Origin of the sequence: Rhizobium favelukesii (genome assembly GCF_000577275.2) — a bacterium.
Taxonomy (GTDB): Bacteria; Pseudomonadota; Alphaproteobacteria; order Rhizobiales; family Rhizobiaceae; genus Rhizobium; species Rhizobium favelukesii.
This window is the reverse complement of sequence record NZ_HG916852.1, coordinates 3,470,000-3,489,874: the sequence shown is the minus strand read 5'-3', so window position 1 is coordinate 3,489,874 and position 19,875 is coordinate 3,470,000. Positions and strand designations below refer to the sequence as shown.

The 19,875-nt window shown below is 62.4% G+C and carries 15 protein-coding genes and 2 pseudogenes; 6 read left to right on the top strand and 11 right to left on the bottom strand.

Features of this window, described 5'->3' with window-relative positions:
- Positions 1-114 precede the first annotated feature (114 nt).
- The 3 genes from LPU83_RS55880 to LPU83_RS55870 are packed head-to-tail and all read right to left on the bottom strand — an operon-like array spanning position 115 to position 1,674.
- Positions 115-990: a heme-dependent oxidative N-demethylase family protein gene (locus LPU83_RS55880; RefSeq protein ID WP_024318275.1), complete on the bottom strand. Its 876-nt coding sequence runs from the start codon at positions 988-990 to the stop codon at positions 115-117.
- A gap of 9 nt (positions 991-999) precedes the next feature.
- Positions 1,000-1,368, bottom strand: coding sequence for a nuclear transport factor 2 family protein (locus tag LPU83_RS55875; RefSeq protein WP_024318274.1), 369 nt, complete (start codon positions 1,366-1,368; stop codon positions 1,000-1,002).
- A 21-nt stretch (positions 1,369-1,389) separates the two neighbouring features.
- Complete coding sequence (locus LPU83_RS55870) at positions 1,390-1,674, bottom strand: YciI family protein (protein ID WP_024318273.1); 285 nt, start codon at positions 1,672-1,674, stop codon at positions 1,390-1,392.
- 130 nt (positions 1,675-1,804) lie between these two features.
- Between LPU83_RS55870 and LPU83_RS55865 the strand changes: the two genes are divergently transcribed.
- Positions 1,805-2,713 carry a sensor domain-containing diguanylate cyclase gene (locus LPU83_RS55865; RefSeq protein ID WP_024318272.1) on the top strand — a complete coding sequence of 303 codons (909 nt, stop codon included), beginning with the start codon at positions 1,805-1,807 and terminating at the stop codon, positions 2,711-2,713.
- On the opposite strand, the gene LPU83_RS55860 is transcribed toward LPU83_RS55865, so the two are convergent.
- The 3 genes from LPU83_RS55860 to LPU83_RS55850 all read right to left on the bottom strand — a co-directional run bounded on the left by LPU83_RS55860 (position 2,710) and on the right by LPU83_RS55850 (position 6,531).
- Positions 2,710-3,336 (bottom strand): aminotransferase class IV family protein, encoded by a 627-nt coding sequence (locus LPU83_RS55860; RefSeq protein WP_024318271.1) that lies wholly within the window; start codon positions 3,334-3,336, stop codon positions 2,710-2,712. The two genes, LPU83_RS55865 and LPU83_RS55860, sit on opposite strands and share 4 nt — an antisense overlap.
- Positions 3,336-4,493: an aminodeoxychorismate synthase component I gene (locus LPU83_RS55855; RefSeq protein ID WP_024318270.1), complete on the bottom strand. Its 1,158-nt coding sequence runs from the start codon at positions 4,491-4,493 to the stop codon at positions 3,336-3,338. The genes LPU83_RS55860 and LPU83_RS55855 overlap by 1 nt, the downstream gene beginning before the upstream one ends.
- A 184-nt stretch (positions 4,494-4,677) precedes the next feature.
- Positions 4,678-6,531 (bottom strand): M3 family oligoendopeptidase, encoded by a 1,854-nt coding sequence (locus LPU83_RS55850; RefSeq protein WP_024318269.1) that lies wholly within the window; start codon positions 6,529-6,531, stop codon positions 4,678-4,680.
- A 208-nt stretch (positions 6,532-6,739) separates the two neighbouring features.
- On the opposite strand from LPU83_RS55850, the pseudogene LPU83_RS55845 reads away from it, so the two are divergent.
- The 5 genes and pseudogenes from LPU83_RS55845 to LPU83_RS55830 all read left to right on the top strand — a co-directional run.
- Positions 6,740-8,003 (top strand): annotated as a pseudogene (locus tag LPU83_RS55845) (sigma-54-dependent transcriptional regulator); the annotation flags it as partial.
- 65 nt (positions 8,004-8,068) lie between these two features.
- Positions 8,069-8,293, top strand: a pseudogene (locus LPU83_RS75870) (helix-turn-helix domain-containing protein); the annotation flags it as partial.
- A gap of 179 nt (positions 8,294-8,472) precedes the next feature.
- A complete protein-coding gene (locus tag LPU83_RS55840) occupies positions 8,473-10,365 on the top strand; it encodes a peptidoglycan L,D-endopeptidase MepK (protein ID WP_024318267.1) in 1,893 nt (630 codons plus the stop codon).
- Between the two features lie 170 nt (positions 10,366-10,535).
- Positions 10,536-11,444 (top strand): LysR substrate-binding domain-containing protein, encoded by a 909-nt coding sequence (locus LPU83_RS55835; protein WP_024318266.1) that lies wholly within the window; start codon positions 10,536-10,538, stop codon positions 11,442-11,444.
- Positions 11,445-11,502: 58 nt separating this feature from the next.
- Entirely contained in the window at positions 11,503-12,624 is a 1,122-nt protein-coding gene (locus LPU83_RS55830; RefSeq protein WP_024318265.1) for an HPP family protein, read from the top strand.
- A gap of 8 nt (positions 12,625-12,632) precedes the next feature.
- Here the strand turns inward: LPU83_RS55830 and LPU83_RS55825 are convergent, their stop codons facing one another.
- Genes LPU83_RS55825 through nirB form a run of 5 tightly spaced genes read right to left on the bottom strand, consistent with a single transcriptional unit; the run spans position 12,633 to position 19,874 of the window.
- A complete protein-coding gene (locus LPU83_RS55825) occupies positions 12,633-12,950 on the bottom strand; it encodes a hypothetical protein (protein WP_024318264.1) in 318 nt (105 codons plus the stop codon).
- Positions 12,950-14,455: a siroheme synthase CysG gene (cysG, locus tag LPU83_RS55820; RefSeq protein WP_024318263.1), complete on the bottom strand. Its 1,506-nt coding sequence runs from the start codon at positions 14,453-14,455 to the stop codon at positions 12,950-12,952. The genes LPU83_RS55825 and cysG overlap by 1 nt, the downstream gene beginning before the upstream one ends.
- Positions 14,427-17,084: a nitrate reductase gene (locus tag LPU83_RS55815; RefSeq protein WP_024318262.1), complete on the bottom strand. Its 2,658-nt coding sequence runs from the start codon at positions 17,082-17,084 to the stop codon at positions 14,427-14,429. Before LPU83_RS55815 ends, cysG begins: the two co-directional genes overlap by 29 nt.
- Positions 17,084-17,419 (bottom strand): nitrite reductase small subunit NirD, encoded by a 336-nt coding sequence (gene nirD / locus LPU83_RS55810; RefSeq protein ID WP_024318261.1) that lies wholly within the window; start codon positions 17,417-17,419, stop codon positions 17,084-17,086. The genes LPU83_RS55815 and nirD overlap by 1 nt, the downstream gene beginning before the upstream one ends.
- 4 nt (positions 17,420-17,423) lie before the next feature.
- The gene (gene nirB / locus LPU83_RS55805; RefSeq protein WP_024318260.1) at positions 17,424-19,874 is read right to left on the bottom strand and encodes a nitrite reductase large subunit NirB; all 2,451 of its coding nucleotides are present in this window, start codon (positions 19,872-19,874) and stop codon (positions 17,424-17,426) included.
- Between the last annotated feature and the right edge of the window lies 1 nt (position 19,875).

Below are 19,875 nucleotides of genomic sequence, written 5' to 3'. Positions count from 1 at the left end.
CGAAGGCGATGAGCCCTAAGAATTCATCTGAAATGGCGCAGATTATGCGAAGTGACCGGCTCTAACCATAAAACCGCGTCACAATAAAGAGCGTTCGGGCCGGGAAGACAAATATCAGTCAGGAAAGAGGGCGTCTAAGAGCGCCCGAAGCTTGGCGGTAAGCTCTGCCTTCTGCAAGGTCAGGCCCTTGTAGGCCGCCTGCTGCTCATCGAGGCCATCCAGTTGCGCGGCGAAACTTGCGGCGAGTTTGCCGGCATTCGGATGATGGGCGATGGCCGCGATGGGATCGACATAGACGCGGATGGTGAAGAGGATATCGCCCGACGCCGGCAGCCTGCGCAGTGTCTGACGCTCGACGCGCGCAAAGCGCTCGGCAAGCGTGAACGGTTCGGAAGACGGCGGGCGACGGTGCTTGGAAAGCGGCAGGAAGAGATCGTCGGTGACGTTGACGGACCAGTTCAGCCGCTCGACCGGCTGCGAGACCTGCAGATTGTCGAAGATGCGGGTGATGAGCGCCGCATTGCGCGTCCCTTCGCCGAAACCCGGCACATCGGCGTGGATTGCCTGCATCGGGCGGCCGAACTTTTCCTTAAGCGACCAGGAAGACGGGAAGGCAACGAAGCCGGCGACGAGATGCCAGCCGTCCTCCTCGCGACGCATGATGACGAGATCGTCCTGCACCAGCAGTCCGGCGCGCAGCAAGGCAGGCGCGTCCCGGTCGGCGGCATCGGCAATGTTGTGGGCGAGCTCCGGATGGCATTCTGAAAGGTGAACCTGCAGGAGATCGAAAACCTCCTGTTGCGCCTCCGCGGTCTCCTTCTTGGCGACGAAGATCTCGTCGCGATGGCTCTCGATCAGTCGTCGCTTTTCACCGGTATAGCGGCCCCAATCGCCATCCGGTTCGATCCATCGGGCAAGATCGAGTGGCATCAAGCCGATGGTGAACGGGCGGGCGGAGCCGTCATAGGGCGTGTAGGCCGGAAGCGTCATGACCGCACTCTATGCCGTCAACGTCCCCTGATGGAAGACCATCCGCCACTGACCGCGGGCATCATGGTGCCAGATGGAGCTGCGCAGCGATCTGATGGGTGGGCCGCTCGTGGTGGACCGCGCCGCCCTGTAGGTGACGAGCGCCAGGTCGGGTGAGAGCAATTGCATCTCGAAATCGGTCAACGTGCGCGTTGTTCCATCCGGCGGCTCGGCGAGCAGGGCGACGATGATCTCCTCATAAAGATACAGGCCGCCGGAAGCGCCGATCTCCCGAAAGTCGGGCGAGAGAAGAGATTCGAGCGCAGGGCGCGAATTGCGCACCTCCGGCTCGAACAGCCGTTGTTCCAGAGATTGAAGATGCTCGCTGAGGTCGCTCATGCCACTGCCACGTTGGTGCGTTCAGCCTTTCAAAATATCCAATCCCGCCGCCGTCGTGGTGATGGCGACCTCGGTGATATCGTATTCGGCTACGCCATGGATGGTGAAGGGGTCTTGTGCAACATAGGCCTCGATTTCGGCGCGCTGACCGACCGAAAGGATAACACCGCCGGTGCGCGGCACCTTGCGGCCAGAGCCAAGAAACCACCCCTTTGCGTATCCGTGCTTCACCCAGGCCATATGGGGCTCCATGTATTTGTCGGCTTCCTCGTTCGGCTTCACATAGGTCAGGGCGAGGATGAGCATCGCAGAATTTCCTTTCAGTGTTGCGTTCTGACGCATGTGAATATTCAATTGGCGTGCAACCATCCATATTCTTTTTAGAGTTCTGCGCCAAACTGCGAACCGTTGATTTCAGCACGCCCGGAACAATTGGATGAACCAGATATCTGAGCGGCTTGCCGAATTGCAGGAAGACAGCGCCGTCCTGATCGCCATGTACGATCAGGAAGACCGGTTGCGCTATGCAAACGCGGCCTTTCGTTCGACTTACGCCTTAGAACCTGATGAGACGCCGTTGTGGTCGGAACTCATGCGCCGCAACACGCGAGCGGGCAGGGGCACGATCATTCGCACAGCCGATTTCGAGACATGGCTCGTTTCCGCACAATCGCGCCGCGGCAAGCTGCCGTTCCGGGCGTTCGAAACCGACGTCGTCGGCGGCCGCTGGTTCTGGATGACCGAGACGGTGCAGAAGGACGGCTGGATGCTCTGCATCGCCAGCGACATTACGCATCTGAAGCAAAGCGGGCGCGAGGTGCGGCAGGACCGTGATTTTGCGTTGCGGGCCTCGCAGACGGATGAACTGACGAGCGTTTCCAACCGTCGTTTCATGATGGCGGCGTTGGAAAGCCTGATAGCACGTCAAGACTTTGCCAATGCAGGCGTCATCGGCTGCATCTGCATCATCGATCTCGACTTCTTCAAGCGCATCAATGACATCTATGGCCACCAGTTCGGTGATGATGTGCTGATCGATTTCTCGCGCCGCCTGCAGCCGGTCATCCGCCGACGTGACAGCTTCGGGCGGATCGGTGGCGAGGAATTCATGCTGATCCTGCCGGATACAACTCTGGCGCAGGCTGAGCTGATCATCGACCGCATAGTCAGGATGGTGCGCGGCGCCCGCCCCATACCGACGGTACCTTCCTTCGGTTACACATGCTCGGCGGGCCTGGCGGAGTTGCGGCCCGGCGAGACGGCGCGCGAAGTCTATGCCCGCGCCGACGAGGCCTTGTATAACGCCAAGCAGAGCGGCCGCGATCGGCTGAAGATCGTGGCCTAGCCGATAAGCCGGGCCGGGATCAGTCCACGCAGCGAATTGCCCACATAGAGTTTTCCTGCCGTCAGATCTTTCACAGAGAGGCGTCCAACGCGTGCCTTGCGCTGGCAGATCAGTTCTGTGCGCAGCACGCCGGCCAGCAGGCCGCAAGAAATTGGAGGCGTGCCAAGCGTGCCGGATCCGTCGTCGAGGAAGACGGAGGTGATCGTGCCTTCGCAGACTTCGTCACGTTCGTTGAGAAGCAACATCTCGTCGGCTTCGACGGTCGCGCATTCGGCGCGCGCGGCCTCGTAGACCCCACGGCGCGTGGTCTTCAGCCGCAGCAATCTGTCAGTGGAATCGACGCGGGTGTCGGCGATCCTAATCGTCCATTCGGTGCCTGCCGGCGCCGGCACGAAGGGACCCGAGGTCACGTCGATGCGCCCCATGCGATCAAGCGTCAGCCGCATGCGCAGAGCCGTCGTGGCGCCGGCAACGGCCTCCTCCAATTTCGCAGCAGCATTCGTGGGGTCGGGAAAGCCGATGCGACGGGCGGAGCGGGAAAGGCGGGCAAGATGCAGGTGCAGCCGAACGAAGCCGGCTTCCGGTTCCCAGCGCAGTGTTTCGATCAGCGAGAAGTCGCTCATCACGCGATCTCCTGATCACCGATGGCGAAGCGCGCCTTCAGCAGGCACTCCTCGTACTCAGCCTCGGCAGTCGAATCGAAGACGATGCCGCCGCCAACATTGAAGACGGCCTTGCCGCCGGCAAACAAGCTGATGGTGCGGATCGCGACGGAGAAGCGCATGGCGCCGCTTGGCGAAATCATGCCGATCGCGCCGCAATAGGCGTCGCGCGGCACGTCTTCCAACTGGTGCAGGATCTGCATGGCGCGGAGTTTCGGGGCACCGGTGATCGATCCGCAGGGAAAGAGCGCGGCGAAGATATCGCGGATTTCAAGATCAGGAAGAAGTCTCGCCTGCACGTGGCTGACCATCTGGTGCACGGTTGGGTAGGTCTCGATGTCGAACAGCTTGGGAACGTCGAGCGTGCCGACTTCTGTGATGCGCGAGATGTCGTTGCGCAGCAGGTCGACGATCATGCGGTTTTCGGCCTGGGTTTTGATATCCTCGCGCATCGCGGCAATGATCGCGGCGTCCTCGACGTTGCTCGCTCCGCGTTTTGCCGTCCCCTTCATTGGGTGGGTTTCGATCCAGCCTTCCTCGTCCGTGCGGAAGAAGAGTTCGGGCGAGCGTGAAAGGAGGACCGGGCCGCCGAGATCGACAAGCGCGCCGTATTTCACCGGCTGCCGTTCGATCAGTGACCAGAATGCCGCGCGCGGATCGCCACTCCAGTGGGCGGTGATCGGCATGGTCAGGTTCGCCTGGTAGCAATCGCCCTGGCGCAGATGCCAATGCAGGCGGTCAAAGCGTCGCTTATAGGTAGCGAAATCCCAGCCGGCCTTGGGTTCGCTCAGGAATTCCTCGTTCTCGCTGCGCTGCTTGGGCTGGGCAAGCGGATGGGTATCGGCCCGCGGGGCATCGAAGACACCGAAGGCGAGAAGCGGCGTTTCCCGACCTTCACTCGTGAAGGCTGCCATCTTTTCCTCGAAGAGGTAACCAGCCTCATAGGCCATGTAGCCCGCCAGCCACTTGCCTGCGGCTTTTGCCTCTTCCATGCGAGAAAGTCCCGCAAAGACCTCGGCGCGCGTCCGGGCGATGATGATCTCCGACGGATCGGAAAAGAGCATCACTTCCCCGGTCGTATCGTCCCGGAAGAGGATGTGTGGCTCTGAAATTGTCATCCGCGCTCCCGTCTGCTGACATCGATTGCTCTGGACTTCCGCATTCCTGTGACAAGCACAGGAATGCGGGAGAAGGGGGCTACCTTCATCCTTCCTCGTGAGCGTTGCAGACAATGCCCGTCGGTCGCTCCGCCCGCCGCAACGAGCAGCAGATGCAGCTTGTGGTCGGCCTCGCTGTGGCGTCTCAGCCTCTATCAAGCGCTTCCAATTCGTCGATCAGCCCTTCGATCATCGACAGGCCCTTGCTCCAGAACGACGGATCAGTCGCATCGAGGCCGAAAGGCTTCAGCAGCTGCGAATGGTGCTTGGTGCCGCCGGCCTTCAGAAGTTCGAAATACTTCTCCTGGAAGCCCTTGTCGGCCTTCTGATAGACGGCATAGAGCGAGTTCACCAGGCAATCGCCGAAGGCATAGGCGTAGACGTAGAAGGGCGAGTGAATGAAGTGCGGGATGTAGGCCCAGTAGGTCTCGTAGCCCTCTGATATCTTGATTGCCGGTCCGAGGCTCTCCGACTGCACGGACAGCCAGAGTTCGCCGATGTCCTCCGGCGTCAGTTCGCCCGCCTTGCGGGCCGTGTGGACCTTACGCTCGAACTCGTAGAAAGCAATCTGGCGCACGACCGTGTTGATCATGTCCTCGACCTTCTGAGCGAGCATCGCTTTGCGTTCGCGCTTGTCCTTCGTCTTGTCGAGGAGTGCCCGGAAGGTCAGCATTTCGCCGAAGACCGAGGCCGTTTCGGCGAGAGTGAGCGGCGTCTGGCACATCAAGGCGCCCTGGGCGCTGGCGAGGACCTGATGCACGCCGTGGCCGAGCTCATGTGCAAGCGTCATCACGTCGCGCGGCTTGCCGAGATAGTTGACGAGCACATAGGGGTGGGCCGATGGGACCGTCGGATGCGCGAAGGCGCCAGGTGCCTTGCCGGGGCGGACCGGCGCGTCGATCCATTGTTCGTCGAAGAAGCGTTTGGCGATCGCAGCCATCTCCGGCGCGAAGTCGCCGTAGGCAGAAAGCACGGTGTCCTTCGCCTCGCTCCAGGAGATGACGGCGTTGGAGGTCTCCGGCAGCGGCGCGTTGCGGTCCCAGAAGTTCATCTGGTCCATGCCGAGCCACTTTGCCTTCATCTTATAATAGCGGTGCGAGAGGCGCGGGTAAGCTTGCTTGACGGCGGCAGCGAGCGCATCGACCACGTCGCGCTCGACGCGGTTGGCAAGGTGCCTGCTATCGGAAATGTCCTCGAAGCCGCGCCAGCGGTCGGAAATGTCCTTGTCCTTGGCGAGCGTGTTGGTGATCAGCGTGAAGGTGCGGAGGTTTTCCTTGAAGGTCTTGGCCAATGCCATCGCGGCCTTGTGGCGAACCTCGGGGTCCTTTTCCTGCAGCATGTTCAGGGTGACTTCCAGCGGGAGCTTTTCGCCGTCGATGTCGAAGCGCAGTTCCGTCATCGTCTCGTCAAACAGGCGATTGAAGGCGGCCGCCGACGTCATCGATTTTTCGAGGAAGAGCTGTTCCAGCTTGTCGTCCAGCTGGAAGGGCTTGTCCTTGCGCAGGTCGACGAGCCAAGGGCGATAGTGGCCGGCATCCGGATCGTTCGCCATGCAGGCATCGATGACCGCATCGTCGATGCGGTTGAGTTCGAGTGCGAAGAAAAGAAGGTGGCTGGAAAACTCGGTGATCTTCGCTTGCGCGTCGCCATATAGCTTGCCGTTGACCGGGTTTGACGTGTCGGAGAAATAGGTGAGGCCGGCAAAGGAGCCGAGGCGGCCGATGATGTCGTCCAGCGCCTCGTATTCCTTCAGCGCCTGGCCGATGCCCTCGGTGCCCGTCCTGGTCGCGGCGTCGGCAAGCTTGCCCTTCCACTTCTCTTCGAAGGCGATTGCCTGTTTGCCGGCCTTGTCCATGTCGCCGGTGAAGGCCGTCGAGGTTGCGGAAGGGTAGAGGTCCTGCAGTTTCCACGTCGGCAACTCGCCGAGGGCGGCATCCGTCGCGGAGGCAGCCGAACTCGCCGAAAATTTAATGGCGGTGCCGGAGAGCGTGTTTTTCATCATCGGGGTCCTCTTCCTCTTTTGCGACAGGCTTGTCTGTCTATGCGCCCAAAGGCTTGGCATCAAGGGGTTTTCGGTTGCTCGCAAGCTCCGTTTCGGGTCGGATTCAGTGCCGTCACAAACGTTAAAATGCAATTGTTTCTCAAAACTGGATGTTCAAGCCTTTCTGCCAGAGTGCGTCTCAGGTTTCGCATGAAGTGAGGCAGCAATGACCGGTTACAATGAGCTCAAGGGTGCAGCGCAGATTCTTGTCGTCGAGGACGACCCAATCCAGCGTCGGCTGCTCAAGAACGCGATCGAGCGTCACGGCCACGTCGTCCATCAGGCCGAAAACGGCCGGATCGGTCTGGAGATGGTGAAGAGAGGCAGCGGCCTCTACAACATCATCGTTCTTGACTTGATGATGCCCGAGATGACGGGTCTCGAATTCCTCGAGGCACTGCACGAGTTCGGCACTCATGTTCCGGTGATTGTCCAGACGGGGCAAGGCGGTATCGAGACCGTGGTGCAGGCCATGCGTGCCGGCGCCTTCGATTTCGTCGTCAAGCCGGTTTCTCCCGAGCGGATCGCCAATTCGATCTCAAACGCCCTGAAGCTCGACCAGCGCGAGGTCAAGGCGCGCGCCGGCCGTCGGTCGCGCTCCGGTGCCGTCGGTTTCGACGACATCGTTTCGGCCAGCCCGGCGATGCTGCGCGTCATCGATCTGGCGCAACGCGCCGCGCAGTCGAACATTCCTGTCGTGCTCGAAGGCGAGTCCGGCGTCGGCAAGGAACTGGTGGCCCGCGCCATCCAGTCCGGCAGCGACCGGTCCGGCAAGCCGTTCGTCACGGTCAATTGCGGCGCCATTCCACACAATCTGGTCGAAAGCATCCTCTTCGGTCACGAGAAGGGTGCCTTTACCGGCGCCACCGATCGGCATATCGGCAAGTTCATGGAGGCCGATGGCGGCACGATCTTCCTCGACGAGATCGGCGACTTGCCGCTCGAGGTCCAGGTCAAGCTGCTGCGCGCTGTGCAACAGGGGGAAATCGAGACCGTTGGCGCGCGCACGGCGCACAAGGTCAATGTCCGCCTGATTTCGGCAACCAACAAGGACCTGATCGAAGAGGTCAAGAACGGCCACTTCCGCGAGGACCTGTACTATCGCCTGAACGTCTTCCCGATCACCATCCCGGCGCTGCGCAAGCGCAAGGAGGATATTCCGCACCTCGTGCGGGTCTTCGCCGAGCGCTTCTCCAGCGAGCAGAAGGGCAGCCACCGCATGTCGGTGAGCTCCGGTGCTTTGGCCTTGCTCACTGCCTATGACTGGCCGGGTAACATCCGCCAGCTCGAGAACGCCATCTTCCGCGCGGTCGTCCTTGCCGAGGGGGGGGAACTGACCGAAGCAGACTTCCCGCAGATCGCCGCGCAGCTGCCCGAATACGAGGTCGTCGATCACTTGGCGCTGGTCGCAGACAACACACGCCACGACCGGCAAAACGACTTCTCGACCGAAGACTATCCGGCCCATCAGGCCAGCGTCGAAGAGGCGGTCGCACGAATCACGGAGGCGCCGGACAACGCGATTGCAAGCACAAATCCTGCCGGAGACGTGCGAAAGCTTGCGGATGTGGAGGAGGAACTGATCCGATTCGCCCTTAAATTCTATCGCGGGCAGATGAGTCAAGTGGCCCGAAAACTGGGCATCGGGCGATCCACATTGTACCGAAAACTCAAGGATTACGGCATCGATCCGGACAATCCGCAGAAGGACGCCGCATAGGTCTTCTAAATTAACATTCCGGCAGTCATCTTTTGTTACCAATCATAAACCACTTGTTAGTGGCCTGTTCACTATGTAAAGAAAAGGTTGATCACGTGTGGCATTTTTGCCATCGTGTGACCGCATTTAACAGCCAACGGTGTCAAAGAGGACCATCGGCTGTCTGACGGGGATTGAGTTTGCCGGATCTGAATGGGAATACGAGACCTTCGCGCTTGAGCTGGCGCCCAAGGTACACGGACCTTTGCGGAAAGGTGTTTAGGACGGTTATGGCCGCCCTTCTCGCACTCGTCGTTTCGTCACCGGTTCTGGTCAGCTCGCCTTCCGAGGCGGCCGGCGAAACACGCAGTCTCAAACTCTATTTCATTCACACCGGCGAAAAGGCCGTCATCACCTACAAGCGAAACGGCCGGTACGATCCGAAGGGTCTGCAGCAGCTGAACCGATTCCTTCGCGACTGGCGCAAGAACCAGCCGACGAGAATGGACCCCCGCCTTTTCGACCTCATCTGGGAAGTCTACCGCCAGAGCGGCTCGCGCGACTATATCAACGTCGTCTGCGGCTTCCGTTCGCCGGCCACCAACGCCATGCTGAAGGGCCGCTCGCGCAATTCCGGCGTCGCCGAGAAGAGCCAGCACATGCTCGGCAAGGCGATGGATTTCTTCATTCCTGATGTCAAACTCGCCACTTTGCGCGGCATTGGCATGAAAATGCAGGTCGGCGGCGTTGGATTCTATCCGAAATCCGGCTCTCCCTTCGTTCACATGGATGTCGGCGGCGTCCGCGCCTGGCCGCGCATGAGCCGCGAAGAACTGGTCCGGCTTTTCCCGAACGGCAACACGATGCACATCCCATCGGATGGCCGTCCGCTGCCGGGTTACGAGCAGGCCGTGGCCGATTACAAGCGCCGCGTGAGCTCTTCGCAGGTGCAGATGGCAAGCTCCGGCGCTTATTCGGGCTCGTCATCGAGCGACCAGCCCAAACACAAGACGCTGTTTGCCGCCCTGTTTGGGGGTGGCGCCGACGAGGCTGAAGACAGTTCCGATGATGATAGCAGCGCAGCCGTGGCGGTCGCCAAGGCGTCGCCGCCGACGGCTGACATGCCAAACGCCGCCAATCCCGGCGAGCAAGTGCCCGCGCAGGCTACCGAAGTCGCAAACGTAACCGCGCCGGTTCCGCAGGTGCGTCCGGCGTTCGCCAATCAGCAAGGCGGTAGCGAGGTGGCTAGCGCCCTTGTCGCTCCGCAATCCGGAAACGCAGCGCAACAGGCCCTTTCTGCTGTGACTGAGCAAGGTCAGCAGCAGTTCGCGGATCTCAGCGCCTACAGCGTACCGGTGCCTTCTCTGCTTGGACCGCGCCGCTCTGCGGGTGACGCGGAAGTCGCTTCGGCCGATCCGGCTGCGGGGACGGGGAGCCTCACAGCAGTTCCGAGGCCGGCTGAACGACCGGCGCTTGCCGAAAAGCTTCTGGCAGCGGCGAAGGCCGATGCTGAAGCCGAAGACGACGTGGCAGACCAGGAGGATACGCTTTCTCCGGCCGTTGCCGATGCCCTTGACCAGCAGAATGGTGACGACGACCGCCAGGTCGCGTCCAGCCAGCCGCCGGTCACGAGCGTCGAGCAGGTTATCAACGCGGCAACGCCACAAAAGGTTCCAAGCGAAAAGTCGCCACTGCAGCTTGCCGCTCTCGCGCCTGCCACGAAGTCCGCAAGCTTCGGCGATGCCTTCGATGCACCGAAGTCGGCGGATGCCAATGGGCTGTCGCAGGGCCTGCCGACCAAGGGTGGCCGCCCGACGAAGCATGAGGCCGCAGAAGCCGACGCCAGCCGTGCGACGGTTCGCACCGAGCCGAAGCTGACGCAGAAGATCATCTCGCAGTGGGCGCTCACCAATGCCCGCATGGAAATGGTCACCAGGCCGGTCAAGGCGCCGCGCTTCGTCAGCCAGACGCTGCGTGCCCAGCCGACTGCAGTCTATGCCGAAGGCTTCACCAAGACGGCCTCCATCGATCCGGGCCGCTTCAGCGGCAGCGCCGTCAACTTCATGGAAGTGCGGAAGTTCGACTCGAACTAAGGGCGACAAGGAAGAGTTTGGAAGGGCCGTCGGAGCGATCCGGCGGCTCTTTTGTTTTGCGGACTGTGGCGGAAAGTCGCGCAGTGAGACGTCGCTTCCTGAAGAGCGGGGTTGATTTTCATTTCCATGTCGAGAATAAAGCTCCTCCGATATTCTCTCAAAGTGAAGCTATGGATCTGTCGTCAATCGAAATTTTCAAGGCGGTCGCATCTCATTGCAGCGTCACGAAGGCGGCGGCGGCAGTCGGCCGCGCACCGTCGAACGTCACGACGCGCATCCAGCAGCTCGAAGAGGATCTCGCGGTGGCGCTGTTCAGCCGCGACGGCAAGAAGATGTCGCTGACGCGCGAAGGCTTGATCTTCCTATCCTATGCGACGCGGCTTGCCGATCTGGCGGAGGAAGCAAGGCAGGCCGTGCGTCCGCTGGCGGTATCGGGCACACTTCGCGTCGGAACGATGGAGAGCACGGCCGCAAGCCGGCTTCCGGATGTGATCAGGCGGTTTGGATCGCTTTGGCCCCACGTCTCCCTGCAGCTCACAATGGGAGCAACGCGAGACCTCATGCAGAGCGTGCTGGCCGAAGAGCTGGACTGCGCATTGGTCGCCCGGCCGCCAGAGACGTCGCTCGACCAGACACGCTACGGGGATCTCGACCTGGGCAGGTTCGATGCGCGGCGCATCTATGTCGAGGACCTCATTCTCGTCCTTCCTCCGAAACACCCCGACGTCAAAGCCGCGGCCGACCTGCGTGTTGGGACACTTGCCGTGATGGAGCCAGGGTGCACCTATCGGCGGATGGCCGAGGAGTGGGCTCAGGGCGTCACCCCGCTGCGCACGCTGGAACTCGCCTCCTACCATGCGATACTCGCGAGCATTGTCGCCGGCAATGCCTTTGGCGTAATGCCGCGCTCGGTGTTCGATCTCTTGCGCTGGCCCGTCGACATCGTCACCGGTAAGATCGGTGCGGTGGAGACATTTCTCGTCCACCGAAAGGGCGAGCGATCGGATTCGTTCGAGGCCTTTCACGACGTCCTCATTGCCTCGCGGGGCAGGGACGGTCCCTCAATTCCCGGCGGCTGACGTCAGCCAGCATCCTTCTCTCAATCAGGCGTTCGTTTCACACACTCTTCGGTTCGTCATGTCAAATCCCAGCAGTCCAAAGGTCGATCCTCGTCACCGCTTCCGCCTCCGCCTGTTTTCGCCGATCCTGGCCGGCGCCACGCTGCGGGAGCGCATGCTTGCCTGCCTTGGCGCACTGATTGCGATCGCGCTGACCGGTATGGTCTGCGGTTACTTCTTTGGCCAGGGCTCTCATCTGCCGTTGATTGTCGCGCCGATGGGCGCTTCGGCCGTTCTCCTTTTCGCCGTGCCGGCAAGCCCGCTGGCGCAGCCATGGTCGATCATTGGCGGCAACACGATTTCCGCGATGATGGGTATCATCGCCGCGCACTTCATCCATGAGCCGATCATCGCAATTGGCGTGGGTGTCTCGCTGGCGATCGGTGCCATGTCGTTCACCCGCTGCCTGCACCCGCCCGGCGGTGCTGCGGCGCTGACCGCTGTGCTGGGCGGCCCGGCAGTGGCAAGCTGGGGGCTGCTCTTCCCCTTCGTGCCGGTGGCACTGAACTCCTGCATTCTGGTGGCGCTCGGCATTGTCTTTCACAGGCTCGGGCGGCGAAACTATCCGCATATCGCCGCTCCGGCGCCGGTCAATACGCATCAGACGATCGATCCGCCGTCCGCGACACGCAACGGTTTTCGCGAGGAGGATGTCGACGCGGCGTTGGCGAAATTCGAGGAAACCTTCGATATCGATCGCGGCGACCTGAGCCGCTTGCTGCGGCAGGTCGAGGTCGAGGCCGCCGTTCGCTCCCACGGCACTGTCCGCTGTGCCGATATCATGTCGCGCGATGTGATCGCGGTCGGCGAGAACGCCACCGCGGAAGAGGCGCGCGCTCTGCTCCTAAAGCACAATGTCCGCACGCTTCCCGTAAAGGATGGCAGCGGCCGATTGATGGGCACGGTCGGGCTGCGGGAATTGATGCAGGCCGAGCAGCTTTCCGATCACATTGCAACGGCGGCAATCGCCTCTCCGGATGCGCCCGCCATCAGCCTGTTGCCTGACCTGACGGACGGGCGCACCCACGCAGTTGTCATTGTCGATGCCGGCGGCCACGTGCTTGGGCTCATCTCGCAGACGGACCTGCTCAGCGCCATTGCTCACATGCTGCCGGAACAGACAGGGCGCATCGCCGCCTGAGATGGCGTCTAGAAGGCAGTGGCCGGCCCGAACTGCAGGTAGGCGGCTAGGCTGAGTGTGGACAGGGAAACCGCGAGCACCGGCGCCGGTGCCCGCATCGTCCAACCGAGAAGCAGGCCTGGTGCCGCGATCAGCATGCCGAGCCATGGCCCGTTCCCGGCAAAGGCCAATCCAAGAGCGGAAAGGCTGACGGCGCTGGCAATCGTCGTGAGGAGCGCGGTCGCCACCGCCGTCTGTGTTTCGCCGCGAAAGATGCTGCTGAAGCGCGGCCAGCTCAAGGCAATGGCCAGAACGAGGAAGACGGGGGCGATCGTCTGCAACTGCATCAGCGCGCGCCCATGACCAAGCGGAGATCGCTTTCGACGTGACTGGCATCGCCAGCGACGGTCTGGCGTGCCGCAAGCGCGCTGCCGACAGCGATCAGCACAGGATTGTCATAGCCGATTTCCGCAATCCCTTTTGAGATGGTCGCGAGCCTGCCGCTCCAGTGGCGTTCTGTTGCACGACTGACGTCGCTGATGATGACGGCCGGCGTTTCAGGCGACAGGCCTTCCGCCACCAACCGATCGGCGATGAGCGGTGCTGTTCGCCCGCCCATGTAGAAGACGGTGGTCGTCCCCGGATCGGCGACGGTGGTCCAATCGACATCGACGGGCAGGCCGCCATGGCGAGAGTGGCCGGTGATGAAGCGGACGGATTGCGCGTGGTCGCGATGCGTCAGCGAAATCCCGAGGCGGGAGGCCATGGCACTTGCCGCAGTGATGCCGGGGATGACATCGACCGGAATGTTCTCGCGATCGAGATGGGCAATTTCCTCGCCGGCGCGGCCGAAGATCATCGGATCACCGGACTTCAGGCGCACGACGCGCTTGCCTGATTTGGCGAGCTTCACCATGATGTCGTTGATGTCTTCCTGGCGGCAGCTCGTGCGGCCGCCGCGCTTGCCGACCAGCATGCGCTTGGCCTCACGCCGAGCGAGCTCCAGGACCTCCGAAGAAACCAGGTCGTCGAAGAGGATCACATCGGCGGCCTGCAGGGCACGCACGGCTTTCAGGGTCAGCAGTTCCGCATCGCCGGGGCCGGCGCCGACCAGCGTCACTCGGCCACCTCTGGAAGAGTGGGCGGCGGGCGCTTCCCGAAGCCGTTCGGCTTCCTTGAGAAGCAGGCCGCCGACGCTCTCCTCCGGCGTATCGGAACTTGAAAACGCGCGATCGACAAAACGCTCCCAAAAGGCGCGGCGCAGCGGCCCCGGCGTGAGCCGCTCATTGATCCTGTCTCGCAGCGAGTGGGCCAGTTCCGCCCAACCCTTCAGCGCTCGCGGCAGCAATGTCTCGATCCGCCGCCGGATTGCCTGGGCGAGGATGGGTGCAGCACCATCGGTCGAGATCGACACGACGACCGGTGAGCGGTTGACGATCGAGCCGAACTGGAACTGGCAGAAGGCGGGCTTGTCTATGACATTGACCGGTACGCCTGCCTTGCAAGCAGCGTCAAAAAAGGCCTGCGCCTCATCGTCTTCCTCACAGTCGGCGATGGCAATGGCCGCGCCGGCGAAGATCGTTGCCTCCCATGCGCGTGGGTGACGGGTGAAGCCGCCTTCGGTATGTTCGGCACCCCGTACGATCAGCTGTTCGAATGTCTCGGAAAGCTCGTTTGCATAGACATCGACTTTCGCGCCGCAGGCAGCGAGAAGCTCGGCCTTCCAGGCGGCGGCATCGGAACCGCCGGCGACGATCACGCGCTTGCCTTCGAGCGCCCAAAAGACCGGCAGCTTGGCAAGCGGCTCCATGCGGGCGGGTGCTTCACTCCGCGGCTGCTGCAAGACATCCATCGATGATCCCCCTGATCTCGGCGCGGCAGGAGCCGCAATTGGTTCCGGCATTGAGTTCTTTGCCGACGGCTTCGATGCTGTGGCAGCCGCCGCGAACGGCGGCGACGATCTGGTTGACGCCGACGCCGAAGCAGGAACAGACGGTGGCGCCCGGATCAGGCTTGTCTGCGCCAGGGCGACCCGCAACGAGAGCGAAGCGCTTGCGCAGATTGGTGTGTTCGGCGGTGAGCTGCGAGATCGCCCAGTTGCGGGCAACCGCCACCGGTTCGCGCGCCAGGAACAGGGCCGCAATCAGCCGCCTGCCGTCGAAGAAGGCGAGCCTCAGATCGCCGGATTGCTGGTCGGCGTAACCAAGTGGTTCGACGCCGTCGGGGATAGCGAAAGTGGTGCGGCACCACGCGCACCAGTCCTCCACCGGTTGGTCGAAGGCGAGCTCCACCCGCCACCCGCCTTCGGCCTTTGCCAACGCCCAATACGCGGCATCGAGATTGTCCGGCTTGGCTTGGGAGACCGCAAAGCCGTAGCGCGCCGCCTTGAAGCGTCGGGCAGCGACTGCGACGTTTTTCGAGGCGGGTTGGCCCGAGTGCGCGTCGGTCAAAGGCGCGACGAGGGCGTCGATGCGGGCCTTGGCGGCAAACTGATCGTTCCAGTGCATAGGCACGAAAATACTGCCGCGGGCCTGGCGCTCTGTGATCAGGGCGCGAACCACGGCTCTGCCGTGCGGGCTTTCGATCTCGACGAGGCCGGCTTTGCCGACGCCGATTTCGATAGCGTCGCGCGGGTGCAGCTCGGCGAAGGGCTCGGCGATGTGGGAGGAGAGGCGTGCGCTTTTGCCGGTGCGCGTCATCGTGTGCCACTGGTCGCGGATGCGGCCGGTGTTCAGCGTGAAGGGATAGTCGGCGTTGGTGCGATCAGAGGCGGCCGGTTTGACGGCGATGAAGCGTGCCTTGCCGTCAGCGTGGTAGAAGCCGCCCTTGGCGAAGAAGCGGGTCTCAGTCGCACCGTGGCCTGCAGGCTGCGGCCACTGGAAAGGCGGGAGTTCGTCATAGGACTGACGGTTCATACCGACGTATGAACCGATGTCGAAGTCGCGATTGCCGTTGTTCTCGAAGGCGGAGAGGGCGGCATGCTCGTCGAAGATCTCCGCATTGGAGGGGAAGTCGAAGGCTTGGGAAAAGCCCATCCGCCGGGCCACCTCGGCGAGCTGCCACCAATCGGCGCGCGCTTCTCCCGGTGCATCGAGGAAGGAGCGCTGGCGCGAGATGCGGCGCTCGGAGTTGGTGACCGTACCGCTCTTTTCGCCCCAACCCAACGAGGGCAGAAGGACGTGGGCGTGACGCGTGGTATCGGTGTCCTTCAGGACGTCGGAGACGACGACAAACGGACAGGCCTTGATGGCGGCTTCGACGGCGTCGGCATCCGGCATGGAAACGACCGGGTTGGTCGCCATGATCCAGAGCGCCTTGATGCGCCCGTCGGCGACGGCCCTGAACATGTCGACCGCCTTCAGACCCGGCTTTCCGGCAATCGCCGGCGACCGCCAGAAGCGTTGGACGCGGTTGCGATCCTCAGCACTTTCGATTGCCATGTGGGCGGCAAGCATGTTGGCAAGCCCGCCGACCTCACGCCCGCCCATCGCATTCGGCTGGCCGGTGAGGGAGAAGGGCCCCATGCCGGGCCGGCCAATACGGCCGGTGGCGAGGTGACAGTTGATGATGGCGTTGACCTTGTCCGTACCTGACGAGGACTGGTTGACGCCCTGGCTGTAGCAGGTGACCACCTTCTCGGTGGCGGCAAAGAGGCGATAGAACTCGCGAAGCTGCATGGCTGGCAGGCCGGTCAGCTCCAACACTTCGTTGAAGGAGGTGCCGGAGGCGGACGAAAACGCCTCGGCAAAGCCGGTCGTATGTTCAGCCACGTAATTCTGGTCGATGGCGTTGACCGCGATCAGGTGCTCGAACAGGCCGACGTAAAGTGCGACATCGCTGTCGGGCCGGATGGCCAAATGCAGGTCGGCGATATCGGCTGTCATCGTCTGCCGCGGATCGATGACGACGACCTTCATGCCGGGGCGAGTGGCCTTGGCAGCCGCCAGCCGCTGATAGATGACCGGGTGGCACCAGGCGAGGTTCGAGCCGGTGAGGATCACCAGATCGGCAAGCTCGATATCCTCATAGGTGCCTGGCACAGTGTCCGAGCCGAAGGCGCGACGGTGGCCGGCGACGGAGGACGACATGCACAGACGCGAATTGGTGTCGATGTTCGCCGAGCCGATGAAGCCCTTCATCAGCTTGTTGGCGACGTAATAATCTTCGGTCAGCAACTGACCGGAGACATAGAAGGCAACGGAATTGGGTCCGTGTTCGGCGATGGCATCCGAAAATCGTTGCGCGACGAGGTCAAGCGCCTGCCCCCATTCTGCTCGCTCCCCCGAAATCTCCGGATGGAGAACGCGCCCATCGAGATCGACGGTTTCGCCGAGCGCCGAGCCCTTCGAACACAGCCGTCCGAAATTGGAGGGGTGATCCGGGTCGCCCTTGACGGAAACCTTGCCGTCGTCTGCGACCTTGGCGATGACGCCGCAACCGACGCCGCAATAGGGACAGGTTGTCTTAACCTCTGTGTCCATTATTCGGCCGCCATCATCAGGCTTTCGAGAGCGATGAAGAGGGCGCCGTCTTCGTTGCGCACCGGAATGGTCCGTACTTCGCCCTCGTCGGCCCCGAGCGCCTTGCCGGTTTCGAGCGAGATCACCCAGTTGTGCAGCGGGCAGGTGACCGCCTTGGCATGGACGATGCCCTGGGAGAGCGGCCCGCCCTTGTGCGGGCAGTGGTCCTCGATGGCGAAGACTTCGTTTTCGGCCGTTCGGAAGACCGCGATCTTGCCCTGGGGGGTCTTCACGCAGCGGGCGCCCCTGAGCGGAATTTCGGAGATGTCGCCGATTGCAATCCAATTCATGTCCATCTCCTTATTCAGCGGCCTGCGGGTAGCCGATCGTCGCCATCGGCTTGAACTCATGCTTGTCCTTGCCGGAGACCCGCTCCGACCAGGGGTCGACCTGCGCGAACTTCTGGGAGAAGACGAAGCGGTCGTAGTAGGCCTTCCGCTTGTCGGCGTCGCTCATGATCTGGCGGCGGATTTCGTCCAGGCCGACGCGCTTTGCCCATTTGTAGATGCGCTCGAGATAGCGGGCCTGCTCGCGGTACATCTGCGTCAGCGCCACGATATGCTCCAGCGCCTCGTCCTCGGTCCTGACGAGGCCGAGAACCTCGGTGCCCTTGATGTCGAGACCAGCAGCACCGGCGAAATGGATCTCGAAACCCGAGTCCACGCAGATGACGCCGATGTCCTTGCAGGTCGCTTCCGCGCAATTGCGCGGGCAGCCGGAGACGGCCATCTTCAGTTTGGCCGGCGTCCACGAGCCCCACATGAACTTCTCGATGCGGATGCCGAGGCCGGTGGAGTCCTGCGTGCCGAAGCGGCACCAGTCCGAACCGACGCAGGTCTTCACCGTGCGCAGCCCCTTGGCATAAGCCTGGCCGGACACGAAGCCGGCCTTGCCGAGATCGGCCCAGACAGCCGGCAGGTCTTCCTTCTCGATGCCGAGCAGGTCGATGCGCTGGCCGCCCGTCACCTTCACCATCGGGATTTCGAACTTGTCGACGACATCCGCGATGGCCCGCAGCTCGTTGGAATTTGTGACGCCGCCCCACATGCGTGGCACGACGGAATAGGTGCCGTCCTTCTGGATGTTGGCGTGGACGCGCTCGTTGATGAAGCGCGACTGGTAGTCGTCGGCATATTCGTCCGGCCAGTCGCAGACGAGATAGTAGTTCAGTGCCGGGCGACACTTGGCACAGCCGCAGGAGGTCTTCCATTCGAGTTCCTGCATGACGGCAGGAATACTCTTCAGGCCCTTGGCCTTGATGAGGCGGCGGACGTCGTCGTGGCCGAGTTCCGTGCAGGTGCACATGGGCTGGACGGCGGCCGGGTTGTAGCTGTCGCCGAGGGTCAGCGTCATCAGCTTTTCAACGAGGCCGGTACAGGTGCCGCAGGAAGCGGAAGCCTTGGTGTGGGCGCGCACGTCGTCCAGCGACGTCAGACCCTTAGCTGTGATCGTCGAGGTGATTTTGCCCTTGCAGACGCCGTTGCAGCCACAGATTTCCGCGTCATCCGGCAAGGCTGCAACGGCCGCCATAGGGTCCAGCGGCGACCCTCCCTGGTAGGCTTGACCGAAGATCAGCGTTTCGCGCATCTCGGTTATGTCGGTCTGTTTCTTTTTCAGATCATTGAACCAGGCACCATCGGCAGTCTCGCCGTAAAGCACGGTGCCGATGATCTTGTTGTCCTTCAGCACAAGACGCTTGTAGACGCCGGCTGAGGCATCCCGCAGCACGATTTCCTCGCGGTCGTCACCATCGGCGAAGTCGCCGAGCGAGAAGAGTTCGATGCCCGTGACCTTGAGCTTGGTCGGTGTGTCCGAATGCACGAAGGTGGCCGAGCGGTCGCCCGACAGATGCGATGCGGCGACGCGGGCCATTTCGTAGAGCGGCGCGACGAGGCCATAGACCATGCCGCCCACTTCCGCGCACTCGCCGAGCGCCATGATGCTGCCGTCGGAGGTCTGCATGCCGTCGTCGACGACGATGCCCCGGTTAACGGCGATGCCAGCCTCTTTCGCGAGCCCGACGCTCGGGCGGATGCCGACCGCCATGACAACGAGCGTCGCGGGGATGATACGGCCGTCATCGAGCTCGATGCCCTCGACCTTGCCGTTGCCGATGATCGCCTTGGTGTTGGCCTTGGTGATGACCTTGATGCCGCGCTCTTCCACGGCCTTCTGCAAGAGGTACCCGGCGGCCGGATCGAGCTGGCGCTCCATCAGCGTCGGCATGACATGCAGAACGGTGACATCCATACCGCGCGACGCAAGGCCGGCAGCCGCTTCCAGGCCGAGCAGGCCGCCGCCGATGACGATCGCCTTCTCGCGCGACTGGGCGGCAAGCAGCATCGCCTGGACGTCGTCGAGGTCGCGGTAGGTGATGACACCGGGCAGATCCTTTCCGGGCACGGGAATGATGAAGGGCACGGAGCCGGTGGCGATCACCAGCTTGTCATAGCCTTCAACGACCCCATGATCGGAGGTAACCGTCTTGGCGGCACGATCGATCGCGATGATCTTGTGGCCCTTGTAGAGGGTGATGCCGTGCTTGATGTACCATCCGTCGCCGTGGATGATGATTTCCTCGTAGTCCTTCTCGCCCGATAGAACCGGCGAGAGCATGATGCGGTCGTAATTGACGCGCGGCTCGGCGTTGAAGATCGTGACCTGGTATTGGTCGGGCGCCTTTTCGAAGAGGTGCTCGAGCATGCGCCCGGGCGCCATGCCGTTGCCGATGATGACAAGCTTCTCAGTCATA